Annotated in this window: 6 protein-coding genes; all 6 read left to right on the forward strand. The window is 35.7% G+C overall.

Annotation, left to right across the window (positions count from 1 at the left end; genetic code table 11):
- The coding region (locus tag ACH2BV_RS01410; protein ID WP_395048749.1) for a tetratricopeptide repeat protein at positions 1–2,164 on the forward strand (2,164 nt) is incomplete at its 5' end.
- A 73-nt stretch (positions 2,165–2,237) separates the two neighbouring features.
- The gene (locus ACH2BV_RS01415; protein ID WP_395048750.1) at positions 2,238–5,030 is read left to right on the forward strand and encodes a sugar-binding domain-containing protein; all 2,793 of its coding nucleotides are present in this window, start codon (positions 2,238–2,240) and stop codon (positions 5,028–5,030) included.
- A gap of 53 nt (positions 5,031–5,083) precedes the next feature.
- Positions 5,084–6,418 (forward strand): hypothetical protein, encoded by a 1,335-nt coding sequence (locus ACH2BV_RS01420; RefSeq protein WP_395048752.1) that lies wholly within the window; start codon positions 5,084–5,086, stop codon positions 6,416–6,418.
- A gap of 16 nt (positions 6,419–6,434) precedes the next feature.
- Complete coding sequence (locus ACH2BV_RS01425) at positions 6,435–9,446, forward strand: SusC/RagA family TonB-linked outer membrane protein (RefSeq protein WP_395048754.1); 3,012 nt, start codon at positions 6,435–6,437, stop codon at positions 9,444–9,446.
- 10 nt (positions 9,447–9,456) lie between these two features.
- Positions 9,457–11,076 carry a RagB/SusD family nutrient uptake outer membrane protein gene (locus ACH2BV_RS01430; RefSeq protein ID WP_395048755.1) on the forward strand — a complete coding sequence of 540 codons (1,620 nt, stop codon included), beginning with the start codon at positions 9,457–9,459 and terminating at the stop codon, positions 11,074–11,076.
- 6 nt (positions 11,077–11,082) lie between these two features.
- Positions 11,083–12,729 carry a glycoside hydrolase gene (locus ACH2BV_RS01435; RefSeq protein ID WP_395048756.1) on the forward strand — a complete coding sequence of 549 codons (1,647 nt, stop codon included), beginning with the start codon at positions 11,083–11,085 and terminating at the stop codon, positions 12,727–12,729.
- Positions 12,730–12,775 lie beyond the last annotated feature (46 nt).

Below are 12,775 nucleotides of genomic sequence, written 5' to 3' on the forward strand. Positions count from 1 at the left end.
ATACACGACGAGTCTTTTCGAAAACCTACAATTAGTACTCAAAGACAATGAAGGAATTGTTTTATTTCAAGAGGAAATTACAATTTCACCATTAAATCCGTATAAAAACAACGTTTCAATTGGAAATAGATTATCAGAGAATCTAATTTTTATAATTTATACGTCAGAAGGCAAAATACTTGTTGAATATCAAGAAGAAAAACCAGAAATAAAAGCGGTTCCCGATCCGGCAAAAGCTGCTCCTGACCCAAAAGACATTTCGTCTATTGAACAATTGTATTTAACAGGTTTGCATCTTGAACAATACCGCCATGCTACATATAATCCACTGGATTATTATTTAGAAGCTTTAAGTAGAGAACCTAATGACGTTCGATGCAATAATGCGATGGGATTACTAATGATGAGAAGAGGACAGTTTGAAAAAGCAGAATCCTCATTTAAAATTGCAGTGGAAGTATTGACGGAGCGCAATCCAAATCCTAATGATGGAGAGCCGCTTTATAACCTTGGGTATTGTCTGAAGTTGCAAGGTAAGTTTGATGATGCTTACAATTCACTTTTCAAGTCCACTTGGAACGCTGCCTGGCAAGATGCTGCTTTTTATACGCTGGCACAAATTGATAGTATTAGAGGCGAATGGACCGAAGCGCTGGAACGTGTAGAATCTGGTCTTGTTCGCAACTGGCACAATCATAAAGCGCGTCAATTAAAAGCTTCTATATTAAGAAAATTAAATAGAAACGACGAAGCTTTGGCTTGGATTGAAGAATCTATCAAAATTGATCGTTTCAATATGGGGTGTCGTTTCGAGAACTATTTGATAACCAAAAACAAAGCTGTACTTGATGAGATGAATACCATAATGCGTCAATGGTCTCACGGGTATATTGAATATGCACTTGACTTTGCGGGTGCAGGATTATATGACGAAGCAAGTCAATTATTGCAAGAATGTATCCATCAAACAGAAGCTACATATCCTATGGTATATTACGCTTTGGGTTATTTTGCTTCTATGAAAGGAGACGATAACTTGGCAATGAAATGGTATAAGCAAGCAGCTCTGCAATCTCCTGAAAAGTGTTTTCCTAATCGTATCGAAGAAGTTACTATTTTGCAAGACGCCATAAAAGTAAATCCTTCGGATGCAAAAGCTCCTTATTATTTAGGTAATTTTTGGTACGCATTCCGTCAGTACGATAATGCTATTCAATGCTGGGAATTGTCGGCGACTATTGATGATAAATTCCCAACAGTGTTGAGGAATCTGGCCCTTGCATATTTTAATAAACTTGACGACAAGATGAAGGCTCAAGACTTTTTGGAAAAAGCATTTGAATTAGATTCAAAGGATTCTCGAATATTAATGGAGATAGATCAACTTTATAAAAAAATCGGTAAATCTCCAGCTCAAAGATTAGAGTTTCTGAATCAATATGAGAATATGGTAGAAGAGCGAGACGATTTGTGCATTGAACGCATTATTTTGTACAACCAATTAGGGAAATATGATGTTGCGAAAGACCTTATCTCCAAACGAAAATTTCATCCTTGGGAAGGGGGTGAAGGCAAAGTAACTGGACAGTATACATTATGTAGAGTTGAATTGGCAAAAATTGCAATAGCCGAAAAACAATTTGAATATGCTATTGAATTATTGAAAGAAACTGAAGCGTATCCTCATAATTTAGGCGAAGGCAAATTAAAAAATGCTGAAGAAAATGAGGTGTTTTATTATAAAGGATTAGCCTATAAAGGGCTTGGAGATATGTCAAATGCAAATATAAATTTTGTTCAGGCAACTCTTGGATCATCGGAGCCTGTTCAGGCATTTTTCTACAACGATCAACAGCCAGACAAGATATTTTATCAAGGACTCGCATGGCGTAAATTGGGAGATGAAGACAAGGCTCGCAGTTGTTTCAACAAGCTGATCGCCCATGGAGAAAAGTATCTTTTTGAAAAATGTAAAATCGATTATTTTGCGGTATCGCTTCCAGATCTTGCCATTTGGGACGATGATTTAACCAGTCGAAATCAAGTGCATTGCTATTATGTTATGGCGCTTGGACACAGTGGATTAGGCAATGAGGATCAATCTGCCAAATATTATCACAAGGTCAAACAGTTGGATATTAATAAGCAAACCTTTAGTAAGTAAAAATAGTATTATATTGGAACGTCATCGGGTGTTCTAATCAAATATTGAAATATAAAATTTTTAGATCATTCAAATGAAACGAATAGTAACATCATTCTTAATTTTATTTTTGCTCTGTTCCTGGAATTCTAGTGATAAACTGGAATTGGATATTGCTGGGGCGTGGACTGTTCAGTTGGACAGTACAGATATTGGGTTGCAAAACGGATGGCAAAACAAGGTGTTTAAACAACTAATCCAATTGCCGGGAACTACTGATGACGCGGGACTTGGAGTGCCTAATACTTTAAAACCAAGTTTAGAAAAGTTGCAAATGAGCCATTTAACTCGGAAAAATAGTTATTTAGGAGCTGTTTGGTATACTCGCGAAATAACAGTTCCGAATGGCTGGAAAGGAAAAGAATTTATATTAAAATTGGAGCGTGTACTCTGGAAAACCAATGTTTGGATAGATGGTAAAGAGCTAGTTAATGAGCAACACAGCCTAATTACTCCTCATTATTTTGATCTTACTAAATATCTTGTTCCAGGACAAAAACACCGTCTTACCATTCGTGTTGACAATCGCAAACAGTTTGACATCAGTTTAGACGCTAATATGGCGCACGCTTATACCAATGAAACCCAAATTATTTGGAATGGAATATTGGGCGAAATGAAAATAGAAGCATTGGATCCTGTTCATATTTCTAATTTACAAGTATATCCAGACATTGCCTTGTCAAAAGCAAAACTGGCTATTAGTTTATATAACAACACCAAAAGAAAAGTAAAAGGAGTCATAAATATAGTAGCAGTTAATAAAAAGACCAATAGCTCGATTACTGCATTTTCCAATAAAATTTCAATTAATCCAGGTCAATCTGTACTGAATGTTGATTATGATATGGGCAAGGATGTAAAACTATGGGATGAATTTTCACCGGAATTATATGAATTGAAAGCCCAGTTGAATACTTCAAAAAACAAATCATCTGCGTCGGTAGATTTTGGAATGCGTAATTTTTCAAAAAAAGGTTCTGTACTTACCATAAACAATAGAGCCGTTTTCTTGAGAGGTACTTTGGAATGTGACATTTTTCCGCTTACGGGTCATACCCCAATGGATAAAGAAGGTTGGAGAAAAGTTTTTGGAGCAGCGAAAGATTGGGGATTAAACCATCTTCGTTTTCATTCTTGGTGTCCTCCTCAAGCTGCCTTTGAAGTGGCAGACGAAATGGGTTTTTATTTGCAAGTAGAATTGCCAGTTTGGTCATTAAATATTGGTAAAGAACAAAAAGTAACTGATTTTCTTTACGAAGAAGCTGAATTTATGATTAAAGAATATGGTAACCACCCTTCTTTTTGTATGTGGTCTTTAGGCAACGAATTGCAAGGAGATTTCAAGGTATTGACTCAATTAATAAAAACGTTACAGTTCAAAGACGCAAGACATCTTTATACCACGACATCATTTACTTTTGAAAAAGGACATGGTGAGTGGCCTGAACCTGAGGACGATTTTTTTATTACCCAGTGGACTAAAAAAGGTTGGGTTCGCGGACAAGGTGTTTTCAACAGTGAGTCTCCTACTTTTGATAAAGATTATTCCAATGCGGTAGAAGGGATGACCGTACCGTTAATTACGCACGAAATAGGTCAATATGCAGTTTACCCTAAAATGGATGAGATTTCTAAATATACAGGTGTATTGGAACCACTCAATTTTAAGGCGATTAAAAAAGATTTGGAACAAAAAGGTTTGATTGGCAAAGCTTCTGATTATACTGAGGCGTCTGGCAAACTGGCAGTTATACTTTACAAAGAAGAAATAGAGCGTGCTGTGAAAACTGCTGGAATTAGTGGTTTTCAATTATTGGATTTACACGATTTTCCAGGTCAGGGAACAGCTTTAGTAGGCTTGTTGGATGCTTTTTGGGATAGTAAAAATTTAATTTCTGCCGCAGAATTTAGACAATTTTCTGCTCCCGTTGTACCTCTCATTCGTTTTCCAAAAGCAACTTATGTGAATAATGAATCTTTTGTGGCGACTTTGGATGTGAGTAATTATTCTGCCAATGACTTAAAAGATCAAGTAATAGAGTGGAGTATCAATAATGGAATGACTGTTATGGCATCGGGGTCGACGACAACAACTATATCGTTGGGATACAATAAAAAAGTTATTGAGTTTAACGAGAGTCTTCAAAAAATAACTAAAGCCACTAAATTAAACATTCAAGTTGCTCTAAAAGGAACTGATTATAAAAATCAGTGGAATGTTTGGGTTTATCCACAAAAACAGACGATAGATTACGGTAAAGTGATTTATACACGAAATCTCAAGGATGCTTTTACACATCTTGCAGCAGGGCACAAAGTATTGTTAAATCCAGATTGGAAAAAAATTAAGGGCATAGAAGGGAAATTTGTACCTGTATTTTGGAGTCCTATCCATTTTCCAAAACAAGCTGGCACGATGGGCATACTTTGCGATCCAACTCACAAAGCCTTGGCTGATTTTCCAACAGACAAACACACCGATTGGCAATGGTGGGATTTAAACGTCAATTCCACTACTCTAATAATGGATAGTATTGTTGGCGGTAATCCAATTGTCGAGATGGTGGACAACTTTGCAAATAACCGAAAATTGGCCTCACTTTTTGAAGGTAGTATAGGGTCAGGAAAACTGGTAATAGCCTCCTTTGATTTGATTACAGATATAGAAAAACGTCCAGTTGCCAAGCAAATGCTGATTTCCATACTTAATTATATGAACGACCCATCATTTAAGCCTGAACCCATAAAAAACCTAGACGCTTTGAAATTGATTTTGACAGAAGAAAAAGAAAAAGTTAAAGAATCAGCGAAAAGCATTTATTAAAAACAATCAACCAATTTATTTACACTAACTTAATTATTACAAACATGAAAAAAATGAAATTATTATTAATGCTTGTTCTATTTGCAGCCTTTGTCGGCTGTAATAATAACGAGCCTAGCTTTCCATCTTCGGGTAATCCCGAAATAGCGTTCGCGACAAATGAAATTTATGGAGGCCCTAACAGGAAGTTTGAAATCAAGGCTTCGTTAAATGATGATTTAGGTTTAAAATCAGTCAACATTAGAATACCTGAACTTCAACTTGACAAGGTAATTGTGTTCTCGACAGATCCCATGGTTAAGAACTATGATTTAAGTTATTTCTTTTTAATTCCTGAAACTAAGCTTACCACTGATAAATTCGAAATAGAGTTGATATTGACAGATTTATCTGGTAATGTTGTCTCCAAAAAAATAAACTTAAGACTGGATGGTGATTTTGAAGCACCAAAATTAACTAAAGTAAAACCGGTAAATGGAAGTGTGATTTTTAAAGCTGCCATTACCAAAGTTACCATTAGTTTCACCGCGGAGGATATTACTGGTATAGATAAATTAACTGTATCATGTGCAGCTTTGGGAATTAATGATGTAATAACGGTAGGAGGGGCAAAACTGTATGAATATTCGAAAACGTTTTCAATTCCGGCAGATTTGAAAACCTACGAAATTTTAATTACCGCTAAAGACAATTTCTTGACTCCCAATGAAGCCACCACAAAGATAAATTTCACTGTTGCAGATGGTTTGACAGAAATGTATTTGGTAGATCTCCCTCTTTCTTCTGATTTGACTAAAGATGCTTTTGGAGTTCCAATGCGTTTTCATAGTAAAGTAGGGAATGTGTTTACATTCAAATATTATGCGGATTCAGATAACAAGAAAATCTTTTTACTTGGTCAAGAAGCTTCCTTTGAACCACATTGTTTTGGATTGTCTGCTGGTGGATCACTTGAAAATAGCACAACTACGAATCCTATTATTTTGCCTACCAAAGGCTATTATAAAATTACTGTTAATCCAATTGATTTAACTTATACAGCTACCCCTTATACACCAACTAAAGCTCCAATTAATTTGAGCACAACACCCATTTACGTTCACGGAGGTGGTTTTGATGGAGAGGGTTGGACTGGTCAAGCCAATACACTTCCGCTATCTGCCGATCCGTCAAATCCTTACAGATTGACACGTGAGTTAAAACTAAATGGAAGTGATGTACAAATGACAATTGCAGGAGCAGGCTGGAACCCATTCTGGCGTTTAGATACTTTTGGCATTGTGCCATTCAATGGAGGCGCAAATGCTACATACAAAGGCGCAACGGCCGGGACTTATATTTTTACGTTAGATACTGAATTAGAGCGTGCTACATTAATATTAAAATAATTAAAGATAATTTAAGATGAAACAAAAAACAATTTGGATTGTTACTGCCTTGTTATTTAGTGTAATAACTATTGGGCAGATAACTGTGAAGGGCAAGGTTTTAGATATTAAAAAGGAACCTATTGTTGGAGCAAATGTTGTTCTGAAAGGTTCGAAGATTAATACAGTAACCGATTTTGATGGTAATTATTCTATAACAGTGCCAAATAAGGAGTCGGAAATTGAATTTTCTTTTATCGGCTTCACGAGCAAACTGATAAAGGTAGGTGAAAATACAATTATTAATGTAACTCTTGAAGATGGCCAGAATGCATTGGACGAGATAGTGGTAATTGGTTTTGCTTCTGTAAAAAAGAGTGATGTAACAAGTTCTATTGCTACTGTAAAAGGTAAAGAATTAAAATCTATGACAGTGGGGAATGTAAATGAATCACTTCAAGGAAAGGTTGCAGGAGTACAAGTTGTAGGTGCAGGTGGTCCAGGGGGTTACGCTAAAGTGCTTATTCGAGGAATTTCAACGATAAATTTAAGTACAGATCCACTTTATGTAATTGATGGGGTGCCTATGGGTACTAATGCAAACTTTTTGAATCCCAATGAGATAGAGAGTATGGAGATACTTAAAGATGCCTCTGCCAGTGCTATTTATGGTAGCCGGGCTTCAAATGGGGTAATATTGATTACAACTAAACGGGGTAAGTCTGGAAAAACTATTTTTAATGTAGATGCTAGTTATGGGGTACAATTAATGAATAATCCGTATAAAATGGCAAATGCTGAAGAATATGCAACAATATTTAATTCTGCAGCACTCGCATCGGGATTTCCGGCTGAGTTTGGTGACCCTACAAGTTATAGAGGAAATTCTACTGATTGGTGGAACGCAGGTATCAGAAAAATGGCAGCTATTAATAATTTTAGTTTTGGATTTAAAGGGGGTGATGAAAAAAACACTTTTGCCGTAAGTTTGAACTATTTTAAGCAAGATTCTTTCTATGAAAAAGGAGGATGGGAAAAATTCACTTCACGTATAGTATCAGATTATAAATTTTCCGAAAAAGTATCCGTCGGAATATCTCTTAACCCGAGATATGAAACTTATGGTAACCCTAGCAATTGGGCAGATTTTGACAGAATTGACCCGATTACTCCTATTTACAAGCCAGCAGACCAATTAACAGGAGATGAAAATGAATACAGTATCTATGCTCGTTCTCCGACCTATGTATGGAATCCTGTTGCAAGTGTTAAAAGATTTACATCTACAAATAAAAGTTATGCTCTTGCTACGAATGGGTATTTTCAATATAGTCCCATAAAAGAATTAATTTTCCGTTCACAAGCTTCTTATGAGTTGATTTCAAATATTTCAGATAATTTTTATCCTAATTTCATAATTGATGTCGCTCACGAAAGTCAATTGATAAACTCAATTTCGCGAACTACAAACATGACAAATGCTTGGAGTTTGCAAAACACTTTGACTTATATAAAAACCTTCGATGAAAAACATAATTTATCTTTTATGATTGGTAACACACTCGAAGAAGTTAATGGTTCAGATTTATATGGTTCGATACAAAAACTTCCAAATAATTCTGACCCTTTGCAAGAGTTGAATGCAGGAACTTTGAACCCGCAAACTTTTGGAAGCTCCTATACCAATTCAATTATGTCTTATTTAAGTCGTTTGAGTTATAATTATGACGGCAAATACTATTTAACTGCCACCTACCGACGAGATGGATCATCTAAATTTTTAGATAATAATAAATGGGCCTCTTTTCCATCAGCATCATTTGCTTGGAAAGCTTCACAAGAGAAATTTATGTCAAATTTTACAGATGTTTTAAGCGATCTTAAAGTTAGAGTAGGTTGGGGAAAAGTTGGAAATCAAAACTTGCCAGCAAGTGTTTACCTTTCTAAATTAGGACAAAATTATTATACAATAGGCGGAATGGTTGTAAATACTACTTACCCTAGTGCAGTACCCAATAAAGATATAAAATGGGAGACAGTAGAGGATGTAAATGCTGGAATAGATTTTGGGCTTTATAAAAACAAGCTTACAGGAACCATAGAATATTATGTAAAAACCACTGAAAATATGTTGTTCCAAAAGGCATACCCTAATTACAGTGGATACCCATCAGATGCTCGAATCTGGTCCAATGTAGGTTCGATGAGATCTCAAGGATTGGAGTTTAGTTTAGCTTACAAGAATTTCATAAAAGATTTCAATTATGGAGCAAATATAAACTTCACGAGTAACAATGTAAAAATGGTAAAGCTCAGTACAGATAATGAGCAATTATTTGGATATGGAGAAAAAACACTTACTATTGCAGGCGATGAGCCAGGTTTTTTCTATGGTTATAAGGCCAATGGTTTGTTTCAAAACAAAGTAGAGCTGAACGCACAAACTAATGACCATGGAGATTTATTACAGCCTTATGCTAAAGAAGGCGATATTCGATTTGTGGATATAAATCACGATGGAGTCCTTGACTCAAATGACAGGACTAAAATTGGTTCTCCATGGGCTAAGTTTACAATGGGTTTGAACTTGAATTGTTCTTATAAAAATTTTGACTTTTTGGCCAATTTGTATTCAAGCATAGGAAATGATATCGTAAATCAAAATAAAGACGAGTTAAATAATGCGAACTCTAGAGTCAACAAATTAAGCGGTTTGACACAAACAGCTTGGCATGGGGAAGGAACTTCGAATGATATACCCCGTTTGTCACAATCGGATAATAATCAAAACTACTCCCGTTTTTCGTCATTTTATGTTGAAGATGGTTCCTATTTGCGTTTAAAAAATATCCAATTTGGATATACCATCAATAAAATTAGAGGTTTTGATAAAATAAGATGTTCAGTTTCTGGACAGAATTTATGGACCCTTACAAAATACTCAGGTGTTGAACCTGAAGTTGGTGGTGATGTACTTGGTTTTGGCTTTGGCGGTTGGAATTATCCGATTCAAAAAACCATTTTATTTGGAATTAATTTAACATTTTAATTTACTAATTATGAAAAAAATAATATTATCAATAATAGCCTTGTGTTTTATTTCAAGCTCGTGCAGCAATGATTTTATCCAACACGACGAGAGAGGAGTACAAACCCTTGACAACTATTTTTCTAATGCAGAAGAGTGTCAAACTTTTGTAAACGATTTGTATAAACGCGCCTTTTTGCACTATGATTGGTATCAATTGATACCAGGAAGATTGGCAAATGAGACTGCTACAGATGATGCATGGATGGGTAATACAGGGCAAAATGCTTCAGGTTTTATACCCGCAGCCCAGTATTTAATGGCTCCTAATAATATGGGATATCTATCTGACTTGTTCAAAACACGTTATGAAAACATTGGAGCATGTAATATTGCAATAGATGGAGTTCAAAAAGCTCCAATAACTGATGCCCAGAAAAATCAATATTTGGGAGAATCCTTGTTTCTTCGCGCTTATAATTACTACGATTTAGTAAACAATTTTGGAGGAGTTCCATTGGCATTAAGCCCTTTAAGTGTTAATGATTTAACCTTGGAAAGAGCATCAAAAGAAGAAGTATATAAAAGTATAGAAACAGATCTTTTGAAGGCTGCCGATTTGTTAAAAGCATCTTACTCAACTTCAGATAAAGGAAGAGTAACCAAGTGGGCTTGTTATGGTTTATTGGCAAGAGTTTCATTGTTTCAGGAGAAATGGCAAGATGCTGAAAACTTTGCCAACAAAGTAATCACAGAAGGAGGATTTTCTTTAGAAACAAATTTTCTTAATATATGGAATGTAAACAATCAAAATGGTTTTGAATCTATTTTGGAAGCCCAAACTAACAGCGATCCAAGCAGACAATTAGGTAATATAATGTCTACATTCACAGGAGCTAGAGGTGAATTAAAAGATAATTTTCCTTCTAAAGATTCTAAAGATGTTATGGATGGATGGGGTTGGTGTGTACCAACAAGTGACTTGGAAAATTGCTACAAATCTGAGAATGATATTGTTCGTCGACGCAGTACAATTACGGTAATAGGGGAAGCGGCTTATGGTGATGAAGTAAACAATCCAACTCATATCTGGGATGCCAAGCAAAGTAAATCGGGACGTATTATCCGAAAATTTTATATACCTGTAGCTACTCGACGTACTCTTGTTAGTACATTTGGTAATGCTCCGCTTAATGTTCCTGTAATACGTTTAGCCGAAATGTATCTTACAAGTGCAGAAGCTCAATTTCACTTAGGTAAAACAGCCCAAGCATTAACTAATGTCGATATAGTAAGGGCTCGGGTTGGACTTTTACCAAAGACTGGAAAAGTATTTGGAGATAACATACTACGAGCTATTTGGAAAGAGCGTCGAATGGAATTTGCTTTTGAGGGGCTTCGTTTGTTTGATATTCGTCGTGAAATAGACCCTAGTACTAACAAGCCTATAATAGCAAGTCTTATGGGGCCTTCAGGAACTTTTGTGTTGTATAATACAACCTTGTCTACGGATAAATTTGAAACAACCAATTTAAAAGAACTACAAGATAAAGGTGTAAACTTTAATCTAAATAAAAATCTAGTTTGGCCTATACCACAATCCGAAATTGATAGAAGTCAAGGTGTAGTTAAACAGAATCCTAATTATTAAAAAAAAATGAAAAAATTAAAAATAACGATATCTAGCCTGATGTTTTTAGGCGTGATTGTTTTGTCTTGTTCATCTGAAGTCGATTTAGCCCCACCACCAATAGCTTCAGTTGTCAGAGTAATTAAAATCGACTTGAATCAAGAGCTACAGACGATGGATGGTTTTGGTGCATCAGATGGTTGGCGCTGTCAATTTGTAGGGAAAAATTGGCCTGTTGAGAAAAGAAATGCTATTGCCGATTTACTTTTCAGTAAAGAAATTGACGCTGCAGGTAACCCCAAAGGAATTGGGTTGTCCATTTGGAGATTCTATGTAGGTGCAGGAAGTGCAGAACAGGGATCCAATAGTAATATTTATGATGAATGGCGTAGAACCGAATGTTTTCAAAAACCAGATGGAACTTATGACTGGACAAAACAGGCAGGACAACGATGGTTTTTGCAAGCAGCAAAAAGTCGTGGCGTTGATAAATTTATGGCATTTGCAGTTAGTCCTCCAGTGCAAATGACTCTAAACGGAAAGGCCTTTTCACCCCAGAAATTAAACATGAACATTAAGGCTGGAATGCTTCCAGATTATGCGAATTTCTTAGTGGAAACAATGGATAATTTGCAACGTAACGAAGGAATTACTTTTGACTATTTGAGTCCAGTAAATGAGCCACAATGGGATTGGATGGCAGGAAGTAACGGTCAACAAAGTCAGGAGGGAACTCCTGCAACGAATCAAGAAATGTATGATTTAACCAAGCTATTATCAGACAAACTCAAGGCAAAATCATTAAAAACAGAAATTGTTCTTGGTGAAGCTGCCCAGCTTAATTACTTATATGAAAATGTTAATGGGGAAGATAGAGACGATCAAATAAATGCGTTTTTTGGAAGTTCTTCTGCTACTAATATCTCTCAATTGCCCAATGTGAAAAAGGTAATTTCTGGGCATAGTTATTTTACTTCGTGGCCCGTAAATGATATGATAAGTTATCGTGAAAAATTAAATTCGCGAGTTAAGCAAATGGGAGGTTTGAAATATTGGCAAACGGAATATTCCATATTAGAATCTGGAATCAACGAAATACCAGGAGGTTCAGGCAATCAACGTGACCTAGGAATCAAGTCGGCATTGTTTGTGGCGAGAACGATTCATAATGATATTGCTGTAGCAAATGCGTCCTCGTGGCAATGGTGGACCGCTCTTAGTAGATTCGACTACAAGGATGGATTAGTATACTTAGATGATGGTACTAATAATGGTGTTAGCACGAGCGGGCCTTTAGATCCAAATTATTGTAAAAATGATGGAGTTTATCGTGATTCAAAATTATTATGGGCTTTTGGTAATTATTCTCTTTTTGTTCGTCCAGGAATGGTTCGTTTACAAATTCCTAATCAAAATGCGGTATTGGCATCTGCCGATGTGATGTTAACTGCATATAAAGATACAGCCAAAAAGAAACTGGTTATTGTAGCTATTAATTATAGTGAGACACCAAGGTTATACAAACTTGATTTAAGTACTGCGTTGAAAAACGATGAACTTACACCCTATGTTACTTCCGAAAATTCAAATCTAAAAAAAGGAACTAATGTTAAAAGTAGCAAGTTTGAAATACCTGCACGATCTATAGTTACCTATATAGGAGATTACAACTAATATGATTGTTTATTTATCTCATAGGTTTACTTAATATTATTATTAT

The organism is Flavobacterium sp., assembly GCF_043780635.1.
Classification (GTDB): domain Bacteria; phylum Bacteroidota; class Bacteroidia; order Flavobacteriales; family Flavobacteriaceae; genus Flavobacterium.